The sequence below is a fragment of the Dermabacter sp. HMSC06F07 genome (genome assembly GCF_001807345.1).
GTDB lineage: Bacteria > Actinomycetota > Actinomycetes > Actinomycetales > Dermabacteraceae > Dermabacter > Dermabacter hominis.
On the sequence record NZ_KV788587.1, the window covers coordinates 39,808 to 66,329 of the forward strand.

A 26,522-nucleotide genomic window follows, 5' to 3' on the forward strand; every position below is an offset into this window, starting at 1 on the left:
CCGAGAGCGCCACTAGCGTGGTGGTAGCGAGCGCGGTACCGGAGATAAATGTTCGACGATTGAACACTGGAGTTCACCATCCTTGCTGAAAACTCATCGCGCTCAACCTCGTTGGTTTAGCGCTAAACTCTTCCATAAGGTTACGTACGCCACAGGCGTAATGTCAAGGCATTTGGTCCCCATACAATCGTCGAGTCACTCAACGAAAGGTCGCCATGTCCGTCACGCTCGCTGACGTCGCTGCCAAAGCAGGCGTAAGCACCATGACCGTCTCGAACGTCCTCACCGGCAAATCTGGGAAGGTCTCGGAGAAGACGGCGCAACGCGTCCTGGATGCCGTCGCCGAAACCGGGTATGTCGTGAATGCCTCGGCTCGTGCACTTTCCGCCAAAAACTCTCACATTGTGGCGATCGTGGTTGCAGGGAATGGGCCCATTTTGCGAGGCGCTCATGATTCACGGATGGTTGGGCACATCACTGCCGAACTCCAAAAACACGGATATAACGCGATGCTCATCGCAGCAAGCGACATAAGTAAAACCATCTCAAGTTTGAGGTCATGGCGTGTCGATGGCGGCATCGTCCTCAATACCCTTGCACACGAGCTTGAAGCCCTGCACGAGCGTGAAGACATTCCACTACTTTTCGTCGACAGCTACATCGAGCGGCCAGGGCTTCTTTCTGTTCGCACCGACGACTACGGTGGAGGTCGTCTCGCTGCAGAACACCTCATTGCCAACGGTCACAGGGACCACGTGTGCTTCCTGGGGCCGATCCGAGGCCACACGGGCGTTGTCGACGAGCGCTTCAGAGGGTTCACTGACGCTTACCTCGACCACGATTTACCTAAACCAGTGGTCCCGTTCAGCATTTCTGACACAACTGCACGTACTGGAATCGAACTCGCCCCAAAGTTCGCTGCACTAGACCCACGCCCCTCAGCAGTTTTCTGCTCGGCTGATGATCTCGCCGTTGGCCTCATGAGCAGCCTCGCCCGCGAGGGAGTCGTGGTCCCACGCGATCTTTCGGTAGTGGGTTTCGACGGTTTCGACATTTCTCTCACGGCAACACCGGCACTCACCACCATCGGCCAGAACGTTGAAAACAAAGCGCGTCTTGCCGTCTCACGTCTCCTTGCTGCTATTGGCGGCTCCGGAACACTCGAGGATTCGTGCCACGATGCTCCGCTCGAGGTCTCTTTACTCGAACGCGAAACCGTCGCGAGCGTAACTACGTAGAGCTTGCAAACGTTTCACACCATAAAAATACCGGTTCTAGTAACAGTTAAACAGGCGTCGCGACCTAGGAATTTTCATAGGAAAAACGCCTTAGCGGAATCAACTCCAGCAATCCGTCAGAGCTCGCGTACCCCTCTAAGTGCGAAAGTAGGGTGAGACGGTCTAGCCAACGAGAATGTTAACGTCACCCAGTCACGTCATCGTCAGGCTCTTGAGTGGCCGAAGCGGCGTACGCTTCCGGCTGCTCGGCTTCGCAACTCTCCCCTCCGAACTAGCACGATGGGTTCGTATCGGCGATTGCTAAACCCGGGCGGCACACCGGGCCACCAGTTCCCGGCTTCTCCTTGCAAACTCGCAAAGAGCCGTCGTCTACAGTGCTGGCCCCATTCGTCCCCCTCGCACCACGTCGATCTGGGCCGATGCCGTGCGAGTTTATGAAAAAACCAGAGCGTGCAGTCCCTGGGAGGGGACCGCAGCCCTGGAATGTTCATCGAGAGCGACGCAAGGTGTGTGCCACCGGCGCCTCCGGAGCCATCGGGGCCATCGCTGCGTCACCGAAGCCTCTGGCGACAATCACCGCCGGAGCCTTACATGAGGTTGCGGCGGCCCTTTTCGGTGCTCGTCGCGTGCCCCTGCGGGTTGGCCTCGAGGATGAACCGCAGCACGTGAAGCGCCGTGAGCTGAAGCTCGCCGAGGGTGAGGCCACCGTCGGAACCAAGCGAATCCTTCACGCCCGTATCGCATGTATCGCCACCGTGCTTCTTGCTGCCGGGCATGAGCACGTCGATGCCACCGCGCACGCGGTAGGCGCTGTCGCGCAGGGCCGGGAAGTTCGGATCCTCCACCATGCGCATCCACCAATCGGTCATCACGAGGCCGTCGAAGCCGAACTCTCCGCGCAGAATCGTGGTCACGAGGTCGTAGCTGTAGTGGCCCCACACTCCGTTGATCTTGTTGTACGAGGTCATGATGGTCTGCGGCTGCGATTCTTTGACCATGATCTGGAAACCGCGCAGGTAAATCTCGCGTAGTGCGCGCTCACTGACGCGCGAATCGGAGAAGATGCGGTTGTGCTCCTGGTTGTTCGCCGCGTAGTGCTTCGGGCACGCCGCGACGCCCTTGGACTGCACGCCGTTCACGATCGCGGCACCCATGAGGCCCGTGAGCAGCGGATCTTCCGAAAAATACTCGAAGTTTCGGCCACACAGCGGATCGCGCTGGATATTCATGCCGGGGCTGAGCAGAATGTCGGAGCCCTTGGCGAGCATCTCTTCCGCGTGAAGCTCGGCAAGCTCGCGCACCCCCTCGGGGTTCCACGTGGAGGCGAGCGCGGTGCCGCACGGCAGAAGCGAGGCGAACGCGGAAACACGCAGGCCAGAGGGGCCATCGGTCGTGATCGCGGGCGCCACACCCCGCTCGCGCAAGGACTCGGTCACGCCGCCAAGTGCACCGGCATTGCCGCGCACGCCAAGGGGGCTGTCCATGGTCGTGTCACCGTAGGCGAGGGCAACGAGATCCTCAGTTCCGACGGTTGCCACGAATTCCTCGAGGCTCACCTTCCCGGCGCGCACCTCCTCAAACGAGGGCAAGCTGCCACCTTCAGCCGGCGCAGGGAGCTCCTCGGGCAGCCTTTCGAGAATGCGGCGGGCAAGGTCCCGCTCCTCTTCGGGGGTCTTTTCGTATCCGACGATTGCCCGGCCATCATCGCCGCGATTCAGAACCATGCGGTCGAACCCGCAGCCCTTCTGGATCGAGGAGGCCTCTTCAAGCTGCTTCACGACGATAAGCTCGCCGACTTCAATCTCCCCGGCAACTTCGGTGCCCTTCACGCTCTGACCAACGTGGAGGCGGTACGTGCCGGGCTCAAGAACGTAGGCGCTGCGGTAGCCGGTCGCGCCGGAGTCGTCGTAGGAGGCGAAGTCGCGAAGGTCCACCTCGAGGCTCACTGCGGCGCTCTCGCCCTCGGCAACGCTGCCCGTGCGGGAGAAGGCCGCGAGGCGACGCGCGGGCTGGGAAAGCTTCCCGTCTGGGGTTTCGATGTAGGCCTGCACGACAGTATCGCCGTCGCGCTCGCCCGTGTTTTTCGCCGTGACGTCGATGCGGGCGCGGGTGGCGTCGGAACTAAACTCCCCGAAGCTGAGCGAGAACGACGTGTAGCCGAGACCCTCGCCGAAATGGAATTGGGCGGCCTCGGGCGCGAAGGTTTCGTAGTAGCGGTAGCCCACGAAGACGTCCTCGACATAATTCGTGACGTCGGGGTCGCCGAAGTTTGTGGCGGTTGGGGCGTCCTCGTAGCGGCGCGCGATCGAGGCGGTGAGGCGCCCGCCGGGCTCGCGCACGCCCGTGAGAACCTCGCCGAGGGCGCTGCCCGATTCCATACCGCCCGCCCACGCGATGAGGAGCGCCGAAATGCTGTAGCGCTCCGCCCACGAAAGGTCCATGACGTTGCCGGCGTCGATCACCACGACCGTGCGCTCAAACGCGGAACTGACCCGCGCGATCAGAGATTCTTCCTGCTCAGTGAGGAAGTAGGAGCCGGGCGCGAGCTCCGCATCGCGGTCCTCCCCCGCCGCGCGGCCGATCACGACAATGGCCACATCGTTGCGCCCCGCGGCGGCACTAATCTGTTCATCGGCGAGCTCGAGCTCCGGATAGTGCGTGGGCCACTTGCCCCACACCGTGCCCGGATCCGCGGGCTGCTCCTCGCTGAAGCGGTCGTAGGCCGCTGCGAGCTCCTCGTCGACCTTCACAGCAGCCGATTCGCGCAGCGCATCCGTGAGATTCGAGATGTACGGAGGGTTCACATCACCGCCCGAGCCATACCCAACGGCGAGCCAGTCCTTCGCCGTGCGACCAAAGAGCGCGACGCGGCTCTCGGGGGCAAGGGGAAGCACGCCATCATTGCGAAGAAGCACCGTGCCCTGCGCCGCAAGTTCACGCGCCTTTGCCGCAAGCCGCGGATCGAGACTGCGATCCCCCGAACCATCGGCGGCGGTCGAATGCTGGGACATCGTTTCGTGACTCATGCTGCTCCTCGTTGATGCTCAATTCGAAGCGCCGGGCGGCCCCAGCGCCTCACCGTCAACCCAGTCTACTGACCGTTCTACTGACCACCCATGCCCGTCGTGGCGAAACCGCGCACGATGTGGCGCTGGAAGAGCACGAACACGATGAGCAGCGGCAATGCGCCGATCACGGCACTCGCCATGCCCTGCGCGTACTGCACACCGTAGGCATTCTTGACGGTGCCGAGGCCAACGGGGATCGTCATGAGCTCGGGCGAGTTCGTGATGATGAACGGCCACAGGAAGTTGTTCCATGAACCGATGAACACGAAGATGCCCACGGCAACGATGATCGAGCGCGAAAGCGGAAGGATCACCGACGTGAGGGTGCGCAGCATCGACGCACCATCGAGCTTTGCAGCTTCTTCGAGTTCGATCGGGAGCTGGTCAAAGAAGTTCTTAAGCACAATCACCATGAGTGGTGCGACGACCTGCGGGAGCACGACGCCCGCGAGAGTGTCCGAAAGCTGCATGAACTTCATCTGCTCAAACAGCGGCACGATGAGAATCTGCGGCGGCACCATGATCGCGGCGATCGTGAGCGCGAAACACAGCTTCTTGAAACGGAAGTTGTAGCGCGAGAACACGTAGGCGGCGGGCACGGAGGTCACGAGGGTGATGATCGTGACGATCGCCGAAACGAGGATCGAGTTCCAGATCCACAGCGGGATGTCCCCCGCAGCGATGACGTTCGCGTAGTTGTCGAAGGTCCATCCTTGCGACGGCCAGAACGTGAGCGGTGCAGCCGAGGCATCGCTTTCCGTTTTCAACGAAAGCTGAAGGGCGAACAGGATAGGGATCGCCCAGCACAGAGCGAGGAACGCGAGCGCAACGAACGCGATCACACGCGACGCTTTTGAGGAGCCTAGGGTCAGCGAGCGCTGGCGCGCGTTCTCTTCACGCTTCTGGCTCACACGTGTCTTCAAGCTACGCCTGTCCCTGGCCGGGGTTTCGAGGGTGGTTACTGCGGTACTCATGTCTAACGCTCCTTTGCGTTACGGTTCGTGATCGCTACCTGGATGAGTGAGACGACAACGATCATCGCGAAGAAGATGTAGGACACGGCCGAGGCGTATCCGACGCGGTAGCCGGAGAAACCCTGGTCGTAGATGTACTGAATGATTGAGCGAGTGGCGCCGTCGGGGCCGCCCGCCGTCATGAGGAAGATCTGGTCGAAGACCTTGAGCGAGGCGAGGATCTGCAGCAGGACGATGAGCACCGTCGTGGGGCGCATCATCGGCAGCGTCACTGACCTCAGGCGGCGCCACGCGTCCGCGCCATCCACCTGCGCGGCTTCGTACACCGTGTCGGGAATGTTCTGGAGGGCCGAGAGATACAGCAGGAAGTTGAAGCCGATCGTCCACCACACGGTCGTGAGCGCGATCGACCACATCGCAACCTGCTTTTCGCTAAGCCAGCCAATCTGGTCAATTCCACAATGCACGAGGATGCCGTTGATGAACCCGAAGTCATTGGCGAACATCATTCCCCACATCGCGGTCACCACGGACACGGGCAGAAGGTACGGCGCGAAGAACGTGAGGCGCCACAGCCACTGGCCCGGGAGACCCGTGACAACGAGGTAGGCGAGCACAAACGAGAGAATGACGAGCGGAACTGAAGAAATGAGCGTAAAGAACAGCGTGTTCAAGAGGCTCGAGTACATGTCGGCGCTCGTGAAAGCCTCGAGGTAGTTATCGATCCCCGCGAAACCACTGTTCGTCGACGCAAGCGACTGGTCGGTGAAGCTCATCCACAGGCCCCACACGATGGGGGCGATGAGGAAGAGAATAAAAAGAATCATGTAGGGAAGGGCGAACCATCCCGCACCGCGGGAGGTGAAGCGTGCGCGTTCATTCATGGCGTGACCTCCTTATTCGGTGGGGTTGGGTTGCATAGCGATGCCGCTGATGACGTCGAGCATTCCCTCGATCGCCCGCTGCGGTTCGACGCTTCCGCGAAAGCCCTCGATAAGCCGCTGGCACACGCGGTTTTGGAAATCGGAACCAGCACCCGCGAACCACACTTTCGGGTCCACGACGACGGTCTCGGCAGCATCCTTGTACTGGTTTTGAATCTCGAGCTCGCGGTAGGCGGGCTCCTCTTGCGACGGGAGGTAACCGGGAATGTGCCCGGCGGCGCCCCACTGGTCACCTTTCTTGAGCATCGACGACACGAAAAGGTAAGTGCTGCGCCTGAGCTCGTCGGTCATGCGGCGGTTCTTCGGGAACACGTAGGTGTGGGAGTCGGCGTAGTTCGCGGGGGTGCCGAACATCGTCGGCATAGGTGCGCCCGCAAGCGACTTGACGCTTTCCTTGAACCCATTGAGCTCCCACACGCCGGAGAGAATCATGGCGTTGCGCCCACCGTTGAAGGCGGAAAGCGCGCCCGGATAGTCCTGCGAGGACGCCATGCACTTGTCGTCCATCCACGAGTTCACCGCGGCAACGACGCGCGCGGCGGCGCCGATGTCCATGTCGGCCTTTTCACCCGGCTCGAAACTGTACTCACCACCGGTCTGGTGGAACAGACCCCAAAAGAGCCGCCACGCTTGCGCGGTGTCGAGCTGATAGCCGAACGCGATTCCGGGCCCGCCAGTCACTTCGCCGAGCTTGGTGCCGACTTCCTGGAGCGCTTCGGGCGAGTCGATCGCGAGGGTACCGTCGGACTCGAGTACCCCGGCTTTTTCCGCAACGTCCCGATCAAAGAAGCTGATGAAGGGGTGCGTGTCGAGCGGGACTGCGTACTGTTTGCCGTCGTACTGGCACGCCTCCAAAAGGGCCTTGGTGAACGTGTCGGTCGAGACGTCGAATTCTTCGAACAGGCTCATGTCCCACGGTTCGATAAGGCCGCCCGGCGCGAAGCCGGCGACGCGGCTCACGTGCATGATTGCTGTGCTCGGCGGCGCACTCGATGCGGCGGCCATCGCGAGCTTCGTGTAGTAGGGGTTTCCCCAGCTGAGGGTCGTGGGCTCAACATTTAGGCCGGGATTTTCCTCGACAACCTCAGCGATCATGCCGCGAGTTTTTTCACCGTCGGCACCGCTGAAGAGATCCCACACGGCAACCTTCGACGGGTCCGCTTGCGCGGCTCCGCATCCGGCAAGCCCAAGCCCGAGTGCGCCGGCGCCAAAACCCGCAAGGAGCGACCGGCGACTGAGCCCCGGCGGGGTGTGATTGTTGTGCGCGCTTGGCATGGCGCTTCACCTTCCTCGTCATCGTTGACAGGTGTGCGGTGTAACTCACCTTTGATTCTCACGTGAGATTCTGCCACCGCGTTCAAGTTCCCGTCAACCCCCGAACGCGGGCCCCTCGCACTGCACGGGAGGGCCACACACGCGGTCCGACGCCTACTGGCCCTAGACTGAAACCACTTCTCACGTCCAGAAAGGGGGCGCACCATGAACGAGCCTGAGCCGTACAAACGCGCAAGCATCAAGGACGTCGCCGCTCGCGCTGGCGTGTCGTGGAAGACCGTTTCCAACGTCGTCAACAACCGCCCCGTTGTGAAGCCCGCGACGCGCGACAAGGTTCTCGCGGCGATCGACGAACTCGGCTACGTGCCAAACGAGTCGGCGCGAGAGATCCGCGGTAAGGCCACCCGCACGGTAGCGCTCGTGATCCCCCACCTGCTCAATCCGTATTTTGCGCGCCTCGCGGAGACGTTCCACAACGTCGCGGCACGTGCTGGCTACAGCGTGAGCATCGAGCTCACGGGCGAGCACGCCGACATTGAACGCCGATACGCGCGCGGCCTCGCTAAACGTTCTTTCGGTGCGCTCATCATGGCCCCACTTCTTCCCGAGACTGTTCGCGAACTCGCCGAGCATTCGCCGCTTCCCACGGTCGTCCTGGGAGAAGCGGTTGCCGACCACGGCAGCATTCACCACGTGAGCATCGACAACACCGCGAGCGCGGTCGACGTCGTGCGACACATAACCGAGCGTGGCGCCACGCGCCCCCTGTTTCTCGGCGCCCAGGAAGGCGTTGCTTCCACGGGAGCAGAGCGACTCACAGGCTTTCGCGCAGCTTGCCGATTCGCGGGAATCTCCCCCGCCGATCAGCTTTTGATCCACACCACCGAATGGACGCGACGCGAAGGGTACGCGCAGGTGAAGGCCCTCATTTCAGGTTCAGGTAGCGCGAAGACCCTTCCGTTCGACGCCATCGTGGGCGGGAATGACTTGCTTGCCCTCGGCGCCTGCGAAGCTCTGAGAGAGGCCGGTCTCTCAATCGGCACCGATGTCCTCGTGACCGGTTGGGACGACATTCCGGAATCGGCACACGCCACTCCCCCGCTCACCTCGGTCGCACCGGACCTCGAGTGCCTCGTATCGGCGGCGCTGTTCGCGGCCCTCGGCGATGATTCCTTCGCGAAAGGCGCGGAAGCCGCCGAGGCCACCGCGCTCGGGTCAGGCTCGACATTCCTCGTGCCGCACACACTCGTGACCCGCGCCTCCACCCTCGGCAGCTGATCCGGCATTTTTCTCACGTTGCAGTTTTTCGTGTTGCCGTGATTGACTGGGCCTCATCCAGAACACACGACGACGTGAGGAACCCACCATGCCACTCCTTCCCGAATTCGCCGCAGTCCCTGAGCTGAAGGCACTCGCTGAACGAGCCGAGCACCTCGCGAGCCTCCTCGACGCTCCCCTCTCCGCCGCGACCGACGTCCCCAAGCCCGAACACCCGCGCCCCCAGTGCCACCGCCCCACGTGGCTCAACCTCAACGGCACGTGGGAATTCGAGATCGACGCCGGCGACACGGGCCGCGAGCGCGGTCTTCTCGACCGCCCCCTTGAAGGCTCGATCCTCGTCCCATTCGCGCCCGAATCGGAAGCTTCCGGCATCGAGCACACCGACTTCATGGAAGCCGTCTGGTACCGCCGCGAGATAGAAATCCCAGCCGAGTGGGCCGACGGTCCCGCCGGCGAACCTCTCGTCCCCGTCCTGCACTTCGGTGCCGTCGACCACGATGCGACGGTGTGGGTCAACGGCGTTGAAGTTGCTCGCCACCGCGGCGGCTTCACCCCCTTCCACGCAAACCTCCGCGGCGTCGCGCGTCCCGGCGACACGGCAACGATCGTCGTGCGCGCTCGCGACTCCCGCTGGGATGCCCAGGCCCGAGGCAAACAAGCCACGTGGCACGACTCCACGCACTGCCAATACACGCGCACAACCGGCATCTGGCAAACGGTGTGGCTCGAAGGAGTGCCCGCGCACGCCATCCGGGCCGTTCGCACCACGCCATCACTCGCCGACCACTCCTTCGACATCACGTTGCCGCTCACCCACAACACGAAGGGCACACGAGTCGAAGTCACCGTCGGAACCCCCGAAGGTGCCCCCCTGGCCACCGCAAGCGCCCGCGCAGACCTTGACCTCGCGCCACGCGTGCGCGTCGCCATTCCCGAGGAGCACGTGCGGATCTGGGCGGCTGGCGAGCCGGAACTGTACAGCGTGATGGCGCGGCTACTCGATTCCGACGGTAGCGTGATCGACGAAGTACACTCCTACGCTGGGCTGCGCTCAACCGCCCTCGAGGGCACCGAATTCCGCATCAACGGTGAGCGCGTGTTCCAGCGCCTCGTGCTCGACCAGGGGTACTGGGCAAAAACCCTCATGACCGCACCCTCCGACGAGGCGATGCTCGCCGACATCCAGATTGCCCTCGCTGCTGGCTTTAACGGCGCTCGCTTACATCAAAAGGTGTTTGAGGAACGCATGCTGTTCTTTTCCGACCTATATGGCTACCTCGTGTGGGGCGAATTCGGTGACTGGGGCGTATCCGGGCGAGGTCCTCTCGGCTACAACCAGGAGCCCACGTCGAGCTTTGTGGCGCAGTGGATCGAGGCACTCGAACGCGACTTCTCCCACCCGAGCATCGTCGGCTGGTGCCCCCTCAATGAAACACACCAGGTGCTGCACGACCGCATCACCGTGCTCGACGACGTCACCCACGCGATGTACAACGCCACGAAACTCGCAGATCCCTCGCGCCCAGTCATCGACGCTTCGGGCTACAGCCACCGCGTGCGCGGCGCCGATATTTACGACTCGCACTCCTACGAACAGGATCCGGAAGCATTCGCTCGCGAACAGGCACCACTCGCCGAAGGAAAGCCGCAAGTCAACAGGCGTGAGCTCGCCCCGAACGAGATGCCGTTCGCGGACGGTCACTTCTCCGTCCCCTACGAGGGCCAGCCATTCTTCGTCTCCGAGTACGGCGGCATCTGGTGGAACGAGCAAGAGGCCCGCGCCGCCGAATTTACCGGTCAAGACCAGGCCGAGTCGTGGGGTTACGGCAACAGGGTTCGCAGCGAAGAAGAGTTGTACGAGCGTTTCGAGGCCCTGACGAACGTTCTGCTGACCAACCCGCTCATGTTCGGCTACTGCTACACGCAGCTCACCGACGTGTTCCAGGAAAAGAATGGCGTCGTCGATTTTGATCGCGGCTCGAAACTCGATCTCGCGCGTCTGCGAGCCGTGCAAACCAGGAAGGCAGCCTACGAAGAGTAGGCACTGGCTGCCCGGCCTCTCGGGCCGGGCAGTTCCGCGTCCCTGTCTCGCGCCTGGCCCATCTCTTTTGCTATCTCCTTGGTCGACTCACTTCATGAAAAAACCGCCGCACTCCAAGCCTCACACCTCGCCCCGAGCCCAGATTCTTCATAATCCGTGACGGGGCCAGCCCAAAACCGCAGCGAGACCAACCAAACCTCGCGCAGGGGCCGCCAAATCTCCCCGCCCCTCAACACCGTGCCACTTCATGAAGAAACCGCCGCACTCCAAGCCTCACACCTCGCCCCGAGCCCAGATTCTTCATAATCCGTGACGGGGAGGCCCGGGGCTCGGGAACAGGCCGAGGGCTGCGCCGGGAACAAGCCGGCGCTGCGCCGGCAAAACTGGGACCGCCGCACAAATCCGGGCTGCTTTGCCTATGAAAATCGCCCACCCCCGGAGATCCGGAGGTGGGCGCTTGCGCTATGCGCGTGTTCCTATTGATGCGTCACGATCAGCTGTCGGACTTCGTGAGCAGTCCGTAGACGAACATGACCACGAGCGCACCGACCACTGAAAGCAGGATCGTCCACAGCGACCACGGGTTGTCAAGGAGCGAGCTCCAGCCACCGTCGCCGAAGAGACCACCGATGAGGCCACCGACGATTGCGCCGATGACACCAAGGATGATGGTCATCCCCATGCCCATCGACTGCTTGCCCGGCATGACTGCGCGAGCAATAAGACCGATGAGGCCGCCAATGATGATCCAGGAAATGATTCCCCAAATAAGAGACATGGAATGACTACTTTCTGTTGAAGTGAACCAGGTCCACAAATGTCCCGGGCGGTGTTGGCGAACCTGGGTTTGCTAACGGTGCCCGGGTGGTTGAAAGATCGTCAACCAACCTCAATCCTACCTGGGAATAAACTAAGCAAAGCTGCACGTCACCTGAAGTTTCATGCTTCTTTACCGGACACACAGTACATCTTTGCTGAAACGCTTCCGCCACGCTAGCCGCCAAGGCCCCACATCGAGAAAAAGTGGGCGACACGTCGTCAAACGTGCCGCCCACTGCGTTAACGGTTGCGAAAAACCGCTCAGATTAGAAGTCCCAGTCGTCGTCCTCGGTCTCGACGGCCTTGCCCATGACGTAGCTCGAGCCGGAGCCGGAGAAGAAGTCGTGGTTCTCGTCGGCGTTCGGCGAGAGCGAGGCGAGGATCGCGGGGTTGACCTCGGTCGATTCCTGTGGGAACAGTGCCTCGTAGCCGAGGTTCATGAGGGCCTTGTTGGCGTTGTAGCGAAGGAACATCTTGACGTCCTCGGTCCAGCCGACCGGGTCGTAGAGGTCTTCGGTGTATTCCTCTTCGTTGTCGTAGAGGTCCATGAGCAGGCTCATCGTGTAGTCCTTGAGCTCCGCCTGGCGCTCGGGCGACTGCTTCTCCACAGCCTTTTGGTACTTGTAGCCGATGTAGTAGCCGTGAACGGCCTCGTCGCGGATGATGAGGCGGATGATGTCTGCGGTGTTCGTGAGTTCGCCGCGGCTCGAGTAGTACATCGGCAGATAGAAGCCCGAGTAGAACAGGAAGCTCTCGAGGAGGGTCGAGGCGACCTTGCGCTTTTCGGGATCGTCACCGGTGTAGTACTCGAGAACGATCTTCGCCTTCTTCTGGAGGGCCTCGTTGTGCTCGCTCCAGCGGAATGCTTCATCGATTTGCTTGGTGTTGGAGAGCGTCGAGAAGATCTGCGAGTAGCTCTTTGCGTGCACGGATTCCATGAACGCGATGTTGGTGTACACGGCTTCTTCGTGGGGGGTCACCGCGTCGGGGATCAGCGAAATGGCGCCGACGGTTCCCTGCACGGTATCGAGCAGCGTCAGCCCGGTGAAGACGCGCATCACGAGCTCTTGCTCCTGCTCATTGAGCTTCGACCAGCTCTGGATGTCGTTCGAGAGCGGCACCTTTTCGGGAAGCCAGAAGTTGCCCGTGAGGCGATCCCACACTTCCTGGTCTTTCGGGTCTTGGATGCGGTTCCAGTTGATGGCCTGCACGCTGTGTTTGATGTGATCGGTGTTCACGCTCGTCCTTTCGCAACGATGGTCCCAGCAGACGTCGGACTCCAGGCCGGCTCAGCCGGCTGCCCCATCCCTGCCAGCGTAAGCTCGGGGGTTCCGACGCTTGCCCACGCGGCATACCTTGCCCATCCTAGCGAGTCGAGTCGACGACTCGATGGGTTCGCGTGACTTGCTCTCAGCGGCGCGTCTTAGGGTGAGCCGTAGATCACGCCCGCAGTAGTCAGGAGACCTCATGCCGTTCATGTCGCTCGTGTTTATCCTGCTCATCGTCTACGGAGCAGCGATGGCTGTTTTCCCCTTCCAGACGTGGGAAATCACCATGGGGTGGGCATATAAGGATCGTGAAGCAAACGAACCAAGCTCGGCGCGTCTCGCGCTCATGAGGGTAGGCGGTGCCATCATCGTCATGGGGGCGATCGCAATGTTTGGTTATTACCTTCAGGCCGCGAGGTAGGGGTAGGGCTCGTGCCACTGCCGCCCATGATCCTCGCGTTCATTTTCTTTGGCGCCTGCATTCTCGTGTGTCTGTGGGCGGTATGGTCACGAACGCAATCAAGAATGGTTAAGAACGTCAGCAGACGGGAGCTCAATTATGGTGGTCTTGGCGATCCTCGCGCTTGCACTGTGTCTCTTTTTCGCGCTGTGGTACGCGATTTCGCCACAGCACGTGTGGCGCACTTTTTATGCGTGGCGCTATCGGGACCGCGACGCGAACGAGCCGAGCGAGACGACGTATTTTCTTCAGCGCATCGGCGGCATCGTGGGCTCAATTTTTGCGATCATCGGCATCATCGTGATCATTGCCCTCGCGCTCGACGGCCAGGCAAAAGAGTACGAGCGGAGGAAGCAGATCGAAGGCCAGCAGCTACAGGTCCAAACGGTGGGCCACTTCCCAGAAGCGTGACCATCACCCCCGCTTACACCGCGAGCACGTAAAACGCGCTTTCTAGCCCGCTGAGTGGTGGATTTGACATTCTTCTGGTGGCCCACGCTACAGTGACTGGGAGCGCTCCCACCGGGTGTGCGTCAGGTGGCTCTTCGGCCGCGAGGCGCGCAAAACTCCGCAATGCATGGGGGTGCGCAACTCAGCGAAGAGGAGGACACGCGTGGCCACGATCAACGATGTCGCACGCGCCGCGGGCGTGTCCCGCAGCACGGTCTCACGCGTGCTCAACGGTCAGATCTCCTCCCCCGAAGCGCGTGCCAGAGTGGAAAAGGCCATCGCTGAAACCGGGTATCGCGCCAACGCGCACGCACGCTCCCTCGCCTCGGGCAAGAGCAACGTCTATGCCGCGATCCTCACCGAACCCTACGGCGAGCTTTTCGACGACCCGACTTTCGGGCGGATGCTCCAGGGCATCAACTCCGCGCTCGTGGGCGGAGACATCGCGCTCAATCTTCTTTTTGCCACAACCGATGAGGAGCGAGAGCGAACGCTGCGCCAGCTCGCCCCGAACCGGGTCGACGGCGCGCTCGTGCTCTCGCCCCACATCGACGATCCGCTGCTCGAAGCAATGAGCACCGCGATCCCCACGATCGTGCTCGGCCCCCTCGTTGACGGCCGAGAGAATACATGGACCGTGACGATCGATGACCGCCAGGGCGGCGAGCTCGGCGCGCGCCACCTGGTTGAGCGCGGCGCCCGTCGCATCGCGATCATCGCGGGTCCGGAATCGGCGCAGGGTGCCCACGATCGCGTCGCGGGCCAGCTCTCGGCACTCGACACCGCCCCGCTCGAGGTCATCCACGCACCTTATTCAACCGGCGGCGGCACCTCGGCCACGCGCAAGCTGCTCGCGCGCCACACCGACATCGATGGGATCCTGTGCGGCTCGGACCGCCAAGCCCTCGGCGTTCTCGCCACGCTCCGCGAAGCAGGTCGAAGCATCCCCGACGACGTCAAGGTCGTGGGATTCGACGACCACGCCTTCGCCGCCGAAACGACCCCGGCGCTCACGACCATCGCGCAGCCGATCTTCGACGTCGGTGCGAGCGGGGCGCGTCTGCTCAACGCCATCGGCGAGGGCCAACCAATCCACTCGCTCACGCTTCCCACGACCCTCGTGGTGCGCGAAACGACCTAGCACTTCCACGAACGAAAGATTCAAAGGAGAACCACATGAACGACAGTTGGATCCACGAGATCCCCGCGTCGGTCCGCGCAATCCGCGAGGCCACCGCGAGCCGTCGCGCCGTGCTCGGCGCGGGAGCCGGCGTGAGTGCGCTCGCCCTGCTCGCAGGCTGCGGCGCCAACAACGACCCGAACACGGTCACCGTCGGATCCCACCAAAGCGATGCAATCCCGAAAAAAGCCGTGCTGGACATGCTCGAGTCGTGGAAGGGCGGCAAGGTCGAGATCAACACGGTCGACCACGAGACTTTCAAGGAAAGCATCAACAACTACCTCCAGGGCAACCCCGACGACGTATTCACGTGGTTCGCGGGCTACCGCGCGCGCTTCTTCGCCGAGCGCGGTCTCGTGAGCGACCTGAGCGACGTGTGGGAGAACATCGACGGGATGCCCGAGTCGATGAAGGTCGCTTCTTCCGCCGACGATGGGCGCCTCGTGTTCATCCCGTGGAACTACTACCCGTGGGCCGTGTTCTACAAGCCGAGCGTGTTCGAGAAACACGGCTGGAGCGAGCCGACGACATTCGACGAGTGGCTCGCTCTTAACGAGGACATCAAGGCCGCGGGAATAACCCCGATCGCGTTCAGCGACAAGGACGGCTGGGAAGCGATGGGCACGTTCGACATGCTCGACCTGCGCGTCAACGGCTACGACTTCCACGTCTCGCTCATGGCCGGCAAAGAATCGTGGGAAAGCGAAGAGGTCAAAAACATCTTCGCCGCGTGGCGTGAGCTCCTCCCCTATCAGCAGGCCGATCCGCTTGGCCGCACGTGGCAGGAAGCCGCGCAGTCCATGCTCAAGGAGCAAACGGCGATGTACACGATCGGCATGTTCATCGACCAGCAGTGGGCAGAGAGCGACGACCCGGACGACCTCGACTTCTTCACGTTCCCCGAATTCGATCCCTCGATCGGAGCAGACGTCGTCGAAGCCCCGATTGACGGCTGGATGATGGCGGCAAAGCCCCACAATGAAAAGAAGGCGAAGGAACTCCTCACCTACCTCGCGACGGCCGACGCCATCCAGTACAAGCTCGACGCCGATCCGTCGGTGATTTCGCCGCGCACGGACCAGGATCAGAGCAACTATTCGAAGCTCCAGAAGAAGGCCGTTGAGCTCATTAGCAACGCGAGCGCGATTTCGCAGTTCCTCGACCGCGACACGCGGCCCGATTTCGCCTCGACGGTCATCAGTCCGTCGCTGCAGAACTTCCTGAAGAACCCTGACTCGATCGACTCGATCCTGCGCGATATCGAGAAGCAGAAGAAGTCCATCTTCCCTGCCGAGTCCTGACCCTTATTTTCGACCTCTATCCAAGGAGCGAGTCGTGTCCAAAAAGATCGGACCGCTAGCCAAGCTGCACGGCTGGGACAAATTCACCGTGATCGCGATGAGCATCATCCCGCTCGTGATCGTCGGCGTTTTCGTGTGGATTCCCGCCCTATGCACCGTGATCCTGTCCTTCAGCAACTGGGACGGCATCGGCGGCCTCGGCGACATTCATTTCGTTGGCATCCAGAACTACATCGACATGTTCACGATCTACCCGCCGTTCTGGCCGGCGCTGTGGCACAACGTCGTGTGGCTTCTCGTGCTGTTCTTCGTCTTCACCCCGCTCGGGATGTTCCTTGCGGTGCTGCTCGATAAGGAACTCAAGCTCACGAAGTTCTACCAGACCTCCCTTTATCTGCCGGTCGTTCTTTCGGCCGCGCTCATCGGCTTCATCTGGCAGCTCATGTACAGCCGCGACCAGGGTTTCATCAACGCCATTTTTGGAACCCAGATCGACTGGTACGGCGACCCAAACATCAACCTGTACGCCGCAATCATCGCGAACGGCTGGCGTCACGTTGGCTACATCATGCTGCTCTACTTAGCGGGCCTCAAGGGCGTGGACCCGGCGCTCAAGGAAGCGGCCGCCCTCGATGGCGCAAGCCCCACCCGCACGTTCTTCCAGATCATCTTCCCGGTGCTGCGGCCCGTGAACATCCTCTTGCTCGTGATCACGTTCATCGAGGGACTTCGCGCGTTCGACATCGTGTGGATCATCAACAAGGGCCGCAACGGCCTCGAGCTCATCTCGACCCTCGTGACGTCAAACGTCGTGGGCGAAGCGAGCCGTATCGGCTTCGGTAGTGCGCTCGCCACGATCATGCTCATCATGAGCTCGGTCTTCATCGTGATTCAGCTGCGCATCATGCTCAAGGGAGAGAACTGACATGACCCCGAAGAAAAAGAACCTCACCGTCTCGAGGGCGTTCCTCAACGTTTTCCTTATGATCGTCGCGCTCGCGTGGCTGTTCCCGCTCCTGTGGGCGCTGTTCAACTCGTTCCGCGACTACAGCTACACGAGCCAGCACGGCTATTTCAGCTTCGGCGGTTTCACGCTCGACAACTTCGTGAACGCGTGGGAGCAGGGCGGCTTCACCCAGTCGTTCCTCAACTCCCTCATCATTACGGCTCTCGCGGTGCTCTTCACGCTCGCGCTGAGCTCATGCATGGCGTTCGTTCTCGCGCGCTTCTCGTTCAAGTTCAACCTCGCGATGCTCGCGTTCTTCGTGGCCGCGAACCTGCTCCCACCGCAGTCGCTTCTCGTGCCGGTCTACCGCATGTTCATGTGGATCCCGATTCCCGAATTTCTCTCGGCCTCGGGCTCACTTCTCGACACGCACCTCGGCGTCATCATCGTCAACACGGCGTTCCAAACCGGCTTTTGCACGTTCGTGCTCGCGAACTACATGAAGGCGATCCCGGCGGAAATCTACGAAGCGGCCGACGTGGACGGCGCCTCGGTGTGGTCGCAGTTCTGGACCCTCACGATTCCGCTGTGCCGCACCCCGCTCGCCGCCCTCGCGACCCTGCAAACGGCCTGGATCTACAACGAATTCTTCTGGGCTACAGTGCTGTTGCAAAAGGGCGACAAGTTCCCCGTGACGAGCTCCCTGAATAACCTCAAGGGCTCGTTCTTCACCGACTACAACCTGCTCTCGGCGGGCTCGATCCTCGCAGCCCTCCCCATCCTGATCCTGTTCTTCGTTCTGCAACGTCAGTTCGTTTCGGGACTCACGATGGGCTCGACCAAGGGCTAGAACCACCCACTCAACCGGACAAGGATGACCCCATGAGTACACTTCACGAAATCACCTCCTACTCCCCCGGCTCAGGTGCGCGGATCTCGCCGCGCAGCCACCTCACGACTACCGCTGAGGCCATGAGCCTCGCGGGTACGTGGAAGTTCGCGTATTTCCGCAGCGCCGAGGGCGCGGGCGATTCGGCTCCGACGGTGGACTTTGACGACTCGAGCTGGGACGACATCACCGTGCCCTCGCACTGGGTTCTCACCGGCGGCGGCGAATACGGCGACTTCGGCAAGTACGGCGCCCCCGCGTACCAGAACGTGCAGTTCCCGTTCCCCGTCGACGCCCCGAACGTTCCCGACGACAACCCGACGGGCGACTACCGCACCCACTTCACGCTGAGCGCCGACACGATCGCGGAAATCGAGAACGGCACGCGCGTGTACCTGCGCACTCTCGGCATCGAATCCCTCGCCATCATCAGCCTGAACGGAGAGCGGGCGGGCGTCGTGCGCGGCTCGCGCCTCACGCAGGAACTCGACGTCACCGACTTCGTGGCAGAGGGCGAGAACGTGCTGCACGTGCGCGTGCATCAGTGGTCCTCGAACACCTACCTCGAGGACCAGGACCAGTGGTGGCTGCCCGGCATCTACCGCGACGTAGAGCTCCTGTTCCGCCCGGCCGCCGGCATCGAGGACGCGTGGCTGCGCGCCGATTTCGATCCGAAGAACGGCCCCTCTGCCCCCGGACCCGGCACACTCATTCCGGAAATCCGCGCGGAGGAAGCCGCCTTCCCCGTCACGATCGCGATCGACGAGCTTGGAATCTCCGAAACGTTCGAGAGCCCGGCAGCCGTCGGACCAATCCCCATTCCTGAAGTGGAGCCGTGGAGTGCCGACGTGCCCCGCCTGTACACCGCGACCATCTCGAACGCCGCCGAGACGCTCACGATCCGCACCGGCTTCAGGCGCGTCGAGATCGTGGGGCACGAGTGGCGCGTCAACGGCAAGAAGCTGCGCATTCGCGGCGTGAATCGCCACGAGTACGATCCGAAGCTTGGCCGCGTGTGGGACCGCGAGAAGGCCCGCGAGGGACTTCTGCTCATGAAGCGCCACAACGTGAACGCGATCCGCACCTCCCACTACCCGCCGCACCCCGAACTCTTCGACCTTGCCGATGAGCTGGGCTTTTGGGTCATGGACGAGTGCGATTACGAAGCGCACGGCTTCCTTGGCGAAAACTGGCGGGATGTTCCCGCGAACGATCCGCGCTGGCGGGACGCGCTTCTTGACCGCGTTCAGCGGTTCTTCGAGCGCGACAAGAACCACCCGTCGATCGTGTCGTGGTCGCTCGGGAACGAGGGCCACACGGGCGCGAACATGGCACAGATGGCGAACTGGCTTCGCCGCCGCGATCCGGAGCGCCCCGTGCATTACGAGCAGGATTACGACGGTCAGTACACCGACCTCGTGTCGCGCATGTATCCGCCGATCGAGGCAATGCGCGAAATGTCTCTCGGGCACGGCAAGTTTGGCGGCACAATGCCCGGCCGTAACGCCGAGCTCGCGAAGCGCCCCATGATCCTGTGCGAATACGTGCACGCAATGGGCAATGGCCCGGGCGGCATCACTGAATACGAAGAAATTTTCGAGACCTACCCGCAGTGGCACGGCGGCTTCGTGTGGGAGTGGCGCGATCACGGCATCGCGACCCGCACCGAAGACGGCACCGAGTTATTCGGCTACGGCGGCGACTTCGGCGAGCAGGTTCACGACTCGTCGTTTGTGTGCGATGGCCTCGTGCTCTCCTCGGGTGAGGCAACTCCGGGGCTCGTGGAGTTCGGCGCGATCGTGAGCCCGATCAAGCTTGAGTTCGACCTCGCTATGGAGGGAGATACCGAGCGGGCCCTCGATGGCGATTTCGACGATGTCATCATCACCGCGGCATATATCCAGGACCTCCGCCACGCCGGCGATCTCCACGACTTCGTGTTTGAGGTCGTCGATGAGGTCGACGGCCACGAGGTGCTGCGCCGCGAATGCCCCGTCGAGGAAGTTTCCGCAAGCGGCTGGAACAGCTACGCCGGGGAGTTGACTCTGCCACCCTTCGCCGAGGGCCACGAGGGTGAACTTTCGGGCGAGAAGTTCCGCACGATCCGCGCGGTTTTGCGCGAGAGCACCGCTTGGGCCGACGCCGGCCACGAAGTAGCATTCACGCAGGTCCCGGTGGAAGATACGACCAGGATTGTGGCGCCGTCGCATCCGGCTGCGCTGTGCGCTTCGGCAAACGGCGAGACCGGTTCGCAGGTCGATCAGGTGCAGGATTCCGACGCTTCATTCGCCCTCGGTGATGCCCACTTCGATCCGCGCACGGGCGACCTCGTGAAGCTGGGCGACCTCGATCTCGCCGGTCCTCAGCTTCGCCTGTTCCGCGCCCCCACCGAGAACGACTCACTTGGCGACTTCGGCTCGTACATCCTCGCCGACCCGGCCGAGACGACCGGCTCGGGAACCCAGGCCCCGCCCACCGCGGCGCTGTGGCGTGAGATCGGCATCGATAAGCTCGAGCGCCGCGTCATTGGCGTGTGGCTCGACGAGCATGAGGTCCGCGCCGTGCACCGCTACAGCACGCCTGCCGGCCGCGCTTACGTCGATCTCGATATCACGTGGCGCCTCGAGGACGCTGCCGGTGGGGCGAAGGGTGGTGCCTCGCGCGTTCTTCGGTTGTATGCCGACGCCGCACCTTCGGCGAACTGGGAGTACGTGTGGGGGCGCCTCGGGCTCGAGTTCACGGCGCCGCTCGGTGCCGGCGAGGCCTCGTGGTTCGGCTCGGGTCCGCTCGAGAACTACGTCGATTCGTGCCGCGCCGCGCGCATTGGCCGCTTCTCGATGCCCGTCTCGGATCTGAATGTCGAGTACGCGGTTCCGCAGGAGTCGGGCTACCGCCCCGGGTTGCGCGAGCTTCAGCTGTCGGGCTTTGGGCTCACCGTGCGCGCGGATGCCGTCGGACCCCACCGCGAACGGCCTGGCTTCCAGGTGCGTGAGCACTCGATCGAGCAGATCACTAAGGCTCGCCACCCGCATGAGCTGGGCACACCGGAGCGCACGCATCTCATTTTCGATGTGGCGCAGCACGGCCTGGGGTCGCGCTCGTGCGGCCCCGACGTGAGGCCCGAGTACCAGCTGCGCCCGCGCTCGGGTTCCTGGTCGCTCGCGTTCGAGGTGTAGCCCGGCGTCTGGCACCTGACCTGGCGCCTGCCACCTGACCGGCACCCGCCGTCTGGCCTGGCACCCACTTCCGGAGGGTGTAGACGAACGACATTGCACGCCGCTTTCGGCCTGCTCGCTCGTTTGCCTACACCCTCTCCCCAAGCCTGCACCTCCTGCACCTCACCAAAGTGGTGAAAAATCGCCCCCACACGTTAAAAATCAGCCGGCCTACGCCGTTTTTCACCACCTTCAGAAAACCTATCCAGAGGCAGGGCAGGCAAGGGGCCAGGGCCAGCGGGACCGGCCGGCACGGGGCCGGGTATTGCGGCATGGGTCCGACGGTGGCCCAGCTCCCGTCGCGCCCGTGGATAGCAAGGCGCCCCGCCCACCATGACGGTGAGCGGGGCGCCTTCCGGGATTGCCCTGCTAGAGCATGCAGCTCACGCAGCCCTCAACTTCCGTGCCCTGGAGCGCCATCTGACGCAGGCGGATGTAGTAGAGGGTCTTGATGCCCTTACGCCACGCGTAGATCTGGGCCTTGTTGACGTCGCGAGTCGTCGCCGTGTCCGGGAAGAACAGCGTGAGCGAGAGGCCCTGGTCGACGTGCTGGGTCGCCTCGGCGTACGTGTCGATGATCTTCTCGTAGCCGATCTCGTACGCATCCTGGTAGTACTCCAGGTTGTCGTTCGTCATGTACGGCGCCGGGTAGTAGACGCGGCCGATCTTGCCTTCCTTGCGGATCTCGATCTTGGAGACGATCGGGTGGATCGAGCTCGTCGAGTGGTTGATGTAGGAAATCGAACCGGTGGGCGGAACGGCCTGCAGGTACGCGTTGTACATACCGTGTTCCTTCACCTCCGCCGCGAGGGTCTTCCAGTCGTCCTGCGTGGGCAGGTGGATGCTCGAGTTCTCGAAGATCTCGCGGACGCGCTGAGTCTTTGGCTCCCACACCTCGTTGATGTACTTCTCGAAGTACTCGCCGCTCGCGTACTTCGAATCCTCGAAGCCCATGAACGTTTCGCCGCGCTCCTGAGCGATCTTGGTCGACGCCTTAATGCAGTGGTACGCGACCGAGTAGAAGTACATGTTCGTGAAGTCGAGGCCTTCCTCGCTTCCGTAGTGGATCGACTCGCGCGCGAGGAACCCGTGGAGGTTCATCTGGCCGAGGCCGATCGCGTGGGAGGCCTTGTTGCCGTTCGCGATGGTGGGCACCGAGGAGATGTCGGAGGAATCCGACACTGCCGTAAGGGCGCGGATCGCCGTCTCGATCGTCTTTGCGAAATCGGGCGAGTCCACGGCCTTCGCGATGTTAAGCGAGCCGAGGTTGCACGAGATGTCGCGGCCGAGCGTCTCGTAGGAGAGGTCCGCGTTCATGGTCGACGGAGTCGAGATTTGGAGGATCTCCGAGCACAGGTTCGAGTGAGTGACCTTGCCGCCGCCGATGGGGTTGGCGCGGTTCACCGTGTCCTCGAACATGATGTACGGGTAGCCCGACTCGAACTGGATCTCGGCGAGCACCTGGAAGAAGTCGCGTGCGCGGATCTTCTTCTTCGCGATGCGGTGGTCGTCCACCATTTCGCGATACTTTTCCGTCACGTTGATGTCCGCGAACGGCTTGCCATAGACCCGCTCGACGTCGTACGGCGAGAACAGGTACATCGGCTCGTTGTTCTTCGCGAGCTCGAAGGTGATGTCGGGGATCACCACGCCGAGGGAGAGGGTCTTGATGCGGATCTTCTCGTCGGCGTTCTCGCGCTTCGTGTCGAGGAAGCGGAGGATGTCGGGGTGGTGTGCGTGGAGGTACACGGCACCGGCGCCCTGGCGTGCACCGAGCTGGTTGGCGTAGCTGAAGGAATCCTCGAGGAGCTTCATGACGGGAATGACGCCCGAGGACTGGTTCTCGATCTGCTTGATGGGAGCGCCGTGCTCACGAAGGTTCGACAGCAGGAGGGCCACGCCGCCGCCACGCTTGGAAAGCTGAAGGGCGGAGTTGATCGAACGACCGATCGACTCCATGTTGTCTTCGATGCGCAGAAGGAAGCACGACACGAGCTCGCCGCGCTGCGCCTTGCCGGCGTTGAGGAAGGTCGGGGTCGCGGGCTGGAAACGCCCGTCGAGAACCTCGTCGACGATGCGCTCGGCGAGCGCCTGATCGCCGGCGGCGAGGGTCAGGGCGACCATGCACACGCGATCCTCGAACCGCTCGAGGTAGCGCTTGCCGTCGAACGTCTTGAGCGTGTACGACGTGTAGTACTTAAATGCACCAAGGAAGGTGGGGAAGCGGAACTTCTTCGCGTACGCGCGCTTGTACAGCGACTTGATGAACTCGAACGTGTACTGGTCGAGAACGTGCTTCTCGTAGTACTCCTTCTCGACGAGGTAGTCGAGCTTTTCCTTGAGCGAGTGGAAGAAGACCGTGTTCTGGTTAACGTGCTGGAGGAAGTATTCGCGGGCCGCCTCGCGGTCCTTGTCGAACTGGATCTTGCCGTCCGCGTCGTACAGGTTCAACATGGCGTTGAGCGCGTGGTAGTCCATCGCCTTGTTGTGCTCGTAGCCCGGCATCTCGGTTAGCTCTGCCAAAACCGTTCCAACCCTTCTTTGACTGTGGTGACGTCCCTTGATGTCCCAAGGAGCTCAAACTTGTAGAGGTGCGGCACGTTGCATTTGCGAGCGATGATGTCGCCGGCAATGCAGTATGCCTCGCCAAAGTTCGTGTTCCCTCCCGAGATCACGCCTTTGATGTGTGCGCGGTTGCGCTTGTCGTTGAGGAAGTGAATAACCTGCTTGGGGACCGCTCCCCCGGTATTGCCGCCACCGTAGGTGGGCACCATGAGCACGAAGTCTTCGTCAACGACGAGCGGCTCTTCGGTGCGCCGCAGCGGGATGCGCGCGACGCTTCCTTCGGGCAGCTCAAGCTTCTCGATGAATCGCTTGGTGTTTTCCGAAACAGACGAAAAGCAGACGAGCTTACTCATGGCAAAAGGTCACGACGCTTAAATGCTTAGAAGCCTGCAGCCTGGCGAATCTCGCTCGCCTGTGCGGTGAGCGCCTTAATTTTGTCGGGGCGGAAGCCCGACCAGGCATCGTTCAGGGTGGTCACGACGGGCGCCTGCATGAAGCCCAGCGACTTGACGTGCGAGAGGGCCGCGGCATCCTCGGTGATGTCCACGAGCGTGTACTCGAGGCCAGCCTTGTTGAGGGCGCGCTTGGTGGCGTCGCACTGGACGCACATGGGCTTGGTGTAGACGGTGATCTCCATGAGAGGCCTTTCAAAAATGCGGGGTGTTCTTCGTGTTCACGGGGGACGTGAAGCCCAACTGTGGGGCTGCGCGAACCAACGTCCTCAACACTACACCTAGTGGCAGATCGATGGGAACACCACAAGATGTACTGAATTACACGAATGTGATGTGGATGGTGTGTGGACACGCTGTGGCCTCATGTGAACGCGCGGTGAACAGCGATGGTGTTATCCACGAACCATGCACGTCGCAGGCGCGCTCGACGGTGGATGGAGTTGTGGACAACCTGTGTTCGTTGGTGAATTTCCGGGGTTTTCCACGACGAATTGGGGACGCCGATCCGCATCGACGTCCCCAAAAAATTCTTGTGTGATTCCCGCCCTTCGGCGTGTCGCGCCGCGGCGTGTGGGCTACGCCCCGCTGGGCTCGTTCCCGCTTGCACCCTCCGCCTCGCTGGGCTCCGCTTGCGCGGGTGCGCTTTGCTCGGAAATCTCGACCTCGCCCTGCTCGGCACCTTTCGAGCTCACGGACCCGAACTCGTCCTCGACAGGTTCCGGCGCGGTCGCGATAGGTGTCTCCGTGAGCGGGTTCTCGGCGACGACAGTGCTTCCCTCGCGCGCCTCAGCCCCGTGACCGCGGCCTTCGTTGTCGTCAGCCTCGCCTTCGACCTCGGGAGCCTCGTTGATGTCGCGGCCGTCAACGAGCGCGAGCTCGGCGAGGATCGTTCGTGAAATCTCGAGATCCTCGAGTGCCTCGGAAAGACCGTAGGCGGGCGCCTTTCCCTTCGCGACAAAGGCGTAGAACGCCTCGTGAAGGCCATAGGCAGGCGAGTGCTCGGAGAGGCGCTCGCTCTTCACAATCGCGCCGTCGGATTTCTGGGTGAACGTGAACGAGCCGCGCGTATCGAGATCTGCCACGGCGGGGATCTCGACCCGGCCCTGCCTGCGGTTCGTCACGACACGAATCGCATCGTGAAACTCGGGCGCAAACGGCAGGTAGTGCCACACGAGGCGAACGTGCACGCCCTTCTCGAGCGCGCCGAGCACCTCGATCGAGCCGGGAATCACCTGCTCGGGCCAGTGGCGCACCCCGTGCAGCTCGGTCAACGGACCGTAGGTTGCGCGCATCAGGGCGAGCTGTGCGAGAACGCCCGTGAGCAACCCCTTCACGTAAATGTCGCGGTCACGCTGATTCGCACCGGGCCCCGCCCCCTTCTCGACGGCGACCTTGAGGTTTTCGCGGCGCTCAATGCGCTGCTCCGACGGCAAATCATAGGCGGCCGACGTCACGTGGTGCTTACCGTGCATCACGGAGCTCGCCGGCATGAGCGTCTCAAACTCGAGGGTACGCAGGTCGCGCGCCTGATTTTCCTCCACGAGCAACTTCACAGAGGAGTCGTACACAGCGCCGTAGGCGAGCATCACGAGGGGACGCCCGGCCATCTGCTCAAACTCGGCGATCGCCTGAAGTTCCTCGGTGCCATACGCGACGGGCGGCTCGACGAGAACGGGGATGCCGCGCTTGATGATCTGGAGGATATCCTCCCCCTTCACGCCATCGGCGCTGAACACAACCGCATCCAGCTCAACGTCCTTGCTGCGCGCAGCCGCCATCAGGTCCTTCACACTGCCGTAGCGGCGCTCCTCCTCAATGCCCCACTTTTCGGCTGCCTCACGCAGTCGGCGCGGCGAAATATCCACGACCGCGGTGAGCTGGAAGCGATCGTGGCGGCGCTGAAGCATAGGCAGATGCACCGCTTGCGCGCACGTCCCGAGCCCCACAACGGCAACGTTAATCTTCGAGGGCATGAGCGAAATCCTTCCGGTCGTGGCGGGGTGCACCTTGCGAAAAGGGTTCCGACGCCTGCCGGGCAACCGTCGGACCCCCATCCATTAAACACGCGGGCCCGCATTAGGAACTGCACCTCCGAGCGATTACGCTGAGAAACATGCGCGAGGCGCATGTGCGAGAGAGCGAGCCGAAGGAGC

At 62.3% G+C, this 26,522-nt stretch carries 20 protein-coding genes; 10 read left to right on the forward strand and 10 right to left on the reverse strand.

Annotated elements, in window-relative coordinates; all coding sequences use genetic code 11:
* Positions 1 to 215: 215 nt before the first annotated feature.
* The gene (locus tag HMPREF3157_RS06455) at positions 216 to 1,238 is read left to right on the forward strand and encodes a LacI family DNA-binding transcriptional regulator (protein WP_070435889.1); all 1,023 of its coding nucleotides are present in this window, start codon (positions 216 to 218) and stop codon (positions 1,236 to 1,238) included.
* 587 nt (positions 1,239 to 1,825) lie between these two features.
* Here the strand turns inward: HMPREF3157_RS06455 and HMPREF3157_RS06460 are convergent.
* The 4 genes from HMPREF3157_RS06460 to HMPREF3157_RS06475 all read right to left on the reverse strand — a co-directional run bounded on the left by HMPREF3157_RS06460 (position 1,826) and on the right by HMPREF3157_RS06475 (position 7,499).
* Complete coding sequence (locus HMPREF3157_RS06460) at positions 1,826 to 4,264, reverse strand: glycoside hydrolase family 3 protein (RefSeq protein ID WP_070435890.1); 2,439 nt, start codon at positions 4,262 to 4,264, stop codon at positions 1,826 to 1,828.
* Between the two features lie 77 nt (positions 4,265 to 4,341).
* Positions 4,342 to 5,280 carry a carbohydrate ABC transporter permease gene (locus tag HMPREF3157_RS06465; protein ID WP_070435891.1) on the reverse strand — a complete coding sequence of 313 codons (939 nt, stop codon included), beginning with the start codon at positions 5,278 to 5,280 and terminating at the stop codon, positions 4,342 to 4,344.
* Between the two features lie 2 nt (positions 5,281 to 5,282).
* Entirely contained in the window at positions 5,283 to 6,164 is an 882-nt protein-coding gene (locus tag HMPREF3157_RS06470; RefSeq protein ID WP_070435892.1) for a carbohydrate ABC transporter permease, read from the reverse strand.
* Between the two features lie 12 nt (positions 6,165 to 6,176).
* Complete coding sequence (locus HMPREF3157_RS06475) at positions 6,177 to 7,499, reverse strand: extracellular solute-binding protein (protein ID WP_070435893.1); 1,323 nt, start codon at positions 7,497 to 7,499, stop codon at positions 6,177 to 6,179.
* A 204-nt stretch (positions 7,500 to 7,703) separates the two neighbouring features.
* Between HMPREF3157_RS06475 and HMPREF3157_RS06480 the strand changes: the two genes are divergently transcribed.
* Both HMPREF3157_RS06480 and HMPREF3157_RS06485 read left to right on the forward strand, forming a co-directional pair.
* Positions 7,704 to 8,777, forward strand: coding sequence for a LacI family DNA-binding transcriptional regulator (locus HMPREF3157_RS06480; RefSeq protein ID WP_070435894.1), 1,074 nt, complete (start codon positions 7,704 to 7,706; stop codon positions 8,775 to 8,777).
* A gap of 88 nt (positions 8,778 to 8,865) precedes the next feature.
* Complete coding sequence (locus HMPREF3157_RS06485; protein WP_070435895.1) at positions 8,866 to 10,821, forward strand: glycoside hydrolase family 2 protein; 1,956 nt, start codon at positions 8,866 to 8,868, stop codon at positions 10,819 to 10,821.
* Positions 10,822 to 11,314: 493 nt separating this feature from the next.
* Here HMPREF3157_RS06485 and HMPREF3157_RS06490 read toward each other — a convergent pair whose 3' ends face one another.
* Together HMPREF3157_RS06490 and nrdF are read right to left on the reverse strand one after the other, a co-directional pair.
* Entirely contained in the window at positions 11,315 to 11,599 is a 285-nt protein-coding gene (locus HMPREF3157_RS06490) for a GlsB/YeaQ/YmgE family stress response membrane protein (protein WP_070435896.1), read from the reverse strand.
* A 307-nt stretch (positions 11,600 to 11,906) separates the two neighbouring features.
* Positions 11,907 to 12,878, reverse strand: coding sequence for a class 1b ribonucleoside-diphosphate reductase subunit beta (gene nrdF, locus HMPREF3157_RS06495; protein WP_016663133.1), 972 nt, complete (start codon positions 12,876 to 12,878; stop codon positions 11,907 to 11,909).
* 229 nt (positions 12,879 to 13,107) lie between these two features.
* Here nrdF and HMPREF3157_RS06500 point away from each other — a divergent pair, with 229 nt between their 5' ends.
* From HMPREF3157_RS06500 to HMPREF3157_RS06530, 7 genes are all read left to right on the forward strand, one after another.
* Positions 13,108 to 13,329, forward strand: coding sequence for a DUF6199 family natural product biosynthesis protein (locus tag HMPREF3157_RS06500; protein ID WP_070435897.1), 222 nt, complete (start codon positions 13,108 to 13,110; stop codon positions 13,327 to 13,329).
* Between the two features lie 147 nt (positions 13,330 to 13,476).
* A complete protein-coding gene (locus tag HMPREF3157_RS06505) occupies positions 13,477 to 13,779 on the forward strand; it encodes a DUF6199 family natural product biosynthesis protein (RefSeq protein WP_141740645.1) in 303 nt (100 codons plus the stop codon).
* Between the two features lie 202 nt (positions 13,780 to 13,981).
* Positions 13,982 to 14,959, forward strand: a complete 978-nt coding sequence (locus HMPREF3157_RS06510) for a LacI family DNA-binding transcriptional regulator (RefSeq protein WP_168161695.1) — start codon at positions 13,982 to 13,984, stop codon at positions 14,957 to 14,959.
* A gap of 35 nt (positions 14,960 to 14,994) precedes the next feature.
* On the forward strand, positions 14,995 to 16,299 hold the full coding sequence (locus tag HMPREF3157_RS06515) for an ABC transporter substrate-binding protein (protein WP_083288090.1): 1,305 nt from the start codon (positions 14,995 to 14,997) through the stop codon (positions 16,297 to 16,299).
* Between the two features lie 34 nt (positions 16,300 to 16,333).
* Complete coding sequence (locus HMPREF3157_RS06520; RefSeq protein WP_034370414.1) at positions 16,334 to 17,224, forward strand: carbohydrate ABC transporter permease; 891 nt, start codon at positions 16,334 to 16,336, stop codon at positions 17,222 to 17,224.
* A gap of 1 nt (position 17,225) precedes the next feature.
* Complete coding sequence (locus tag HMPREF3157_RS06525) at positions 17,226 to 18,095, forward strand: carbohydrate ABC transporter permease (RefSeq protein WP_034370416.1); 870 nt, start codon at positions 17,226 to 17,228, stop codon at positions 18,093 to 18,095.
* A 32-nt stretch (positions 18,096 to 18,127) separates the two neighbouring features.
* Positions 18,128 to 21,310, forward strand: a complete 3,183-nt coding sequence (locus tag HMPREF3157_RS06530; protein ID WP_070435901.1) for a glycoside hydrolase family 2 TIM barrel-domain containing protein — start codon at positions 18,128 to 18,130, stop codon at positions 21,308 to 21,310.
* A 408-nt stretch (positions 21,311 to 21,718) separates the two neighbouring features.
* On the opposite strand, the gene nrdE is transcribed toward HMPREF3157_RS06530, so the two are convergent.
* The 4 genes from nrdE to HMPREF3157_RS06550 all read right to left on the reverse strand — a co-directional run bounded on the left by nrdE (position 21,719) and on the right by HMPREF3157_RS06550 (position 26,342).
* Positions 21,719 to 23,854, reverse strand: coding sequence for a class 1b ribonucleoside-diphosphate reductase subunit alpha (nrdE, locus tag HMPREF3157_RS06535; protein ID WP_070435902.1), 2,136 nt, complete (start codon positions 23,852 to 23,854; stop codon positions 21,719 to 21,721).
* A gap of 5 nt (positions 23,855 to 23,859) precedes the next feature.
* The gene (gene nrdI, locus HMPREF3157_RS06540) at positions 23,860 to 24,267 is read right to left on the reverse strand and encodes a class Ib ribonucleoside-diphosphate reductase assembly flavoprotein NrdI (RefSeq protein WP_070435903.1); all 408 of its coding nucleotides are present in this window, start codon (positions 24,265 to 24,267) and stop codon (positions 23,860 to 23,862) included.
* 26 nt (positions 24,268 to 24,293) lie between these two features.
* A complete protein-coding gene (gene nrdH, locus HMPREF3157_RS06545; protein ID WP_034370426.1) occupies positions 24,294 to 24,551 on the reverse strand; it encodes a glutaredoxin-like protein NrdH in 258 nt (85 codons plus the stop codon).
* Positions 24,552 to 24,944: 393 nt separating this feature from the next.
* Positions 24,945 to 26,342 carry a Gfo/Idh/MocA family protein gene (locus HMPREF3157_RS06550; protein WP_070435904.1) on the reverse strand — a complete coding sequence of 466 codons (1,398 nt, stop codon included), beginning with the start codon at positions 26,340 to 26,342 and terminating at the stop codon, positions 24,945 to 24,947.
* Positions 26,343 to 26,522 lie beyond the last annotated feature (180 nt).

Excerpts from the sequence above, each read along its gene's own strand:
- HMPREF3157_RS06485 (WP_070435895.1), top strand. The coding sequence starts at position 8,866 with ATGCCACTCCTTCCCGAATTCGCCGCAGTCCCTGAGCTGAAGGCACTC.
- nrdI (WP_070435903.1), bottom strand. The coding sequence starts at position 24,267 with ATGAGTAAGCTCGTCTGCTTTTCGTCTGTTTCGGAAAACACCAAGCGA.
- HMPREF3157_RS06470 (WP_070435892.1), bottom strand. The coding sequence starts at position 6,164 with ATGAATGAACGCGCACGCTTCACCTCCCGCGGTGCGGGATGGTTCGCC.
- HMPREF3157_RS06455 (WP_070435889.1), top strand. The coding sequence starts at position 216 with ATGTCCGTCACGCTCGCTGACGTCGCTGCCAAAGCAGGCGTAAGCACC.
- nrdE (WP_070435902.1), bottom strand. The coding sequence starts at position 23,854 with ATGCCGGGCTACGAGCACAACAAGGCGATGGACTACCACGCGCTCAAC.
- HMPREF3157_RS06525 (WP_034370416.1), top strand. The coding sequence starts at position 17,226 with ATGACCCCGAAGAAAAAGAACCTCACCGTCTCGAGGGCGTTCCTCAAC.
- HMPREF3157_RS06530 (WP_070435901.1), top strand. The coding sequence starts at position 18,128 with ATGAGTACACTTCACGAAATCACCTCCTACTCCCCCGGCTCAGGTGCG.
- HMPREF3157_RS06490 (WP_070435896.1), bottom strand. The coding sequence starts at position 11,599 with ATGTCTCTTATTTGGGGAATCATTTCCTGGATCATCATTGGCGGCCTC.
- nrdH (WP_034370426.1), bottom strand. The coding sequence starts at position 24,551 with ATGGAGATCACCGTCTACACCAAGCCCATGTGCGTCCAGTGCGACGCC.
- HMPREF3157_RS06550 (WP_070435904.1), bottom strand. The coding sequence starts at position 26,342 with ATGCCCTCGAAGATTAACGTTGCCGTTGTGGGGCTCGGGACGTGCGCG.
- HMPREF3157_RS06475 (WP_070435893.1), bottom strand. The coding sequence starts at position 7,499 with ATGCCAAGCGCGCACAACAATCACACCCCGCCGGGGCTCAGTCGCCGG.
- HMPREF3157_RS06460 (WP_070435890.1), bottom strand. The coding sequence starts at position 4,264 with ATGAGTCACGAAACGATGTCCCAGCATTCGACCGCCGCCGATGGTTCG.
- HMPREF3157_RS06465 (WP_070435891.1), bottom strand. The coding sequence starts at position 5,280 with ATGAGTACCGCAGTAACCACCCTCGAAACCCCGGCCAGGGACAGGCGT.
- HMPREF3157_RS06500 (WP_070435897.1), top strand. The coding sequence starts at position 13,108 with ATGCCGTTCATGTCGCTCGTGTTTATCCTGCTCATCGTCTACGGAGCA.
- HMPREF3157_RS06480 (WP_070435894.1), top strand. The coding sequence starts at position 7,704 with ATGAACGAGCCTGAGCCGTACAAACGCGCAAGCATCAAGGACGTCGCC.
- HMPREF3157_RS06515 (WP_083288090.1), top strand. The coding sequence starts at position 14,995 with ATGAACGACAGTTGGATCCACGAGATCCCCGCGTCGGTCCGCGCAATC.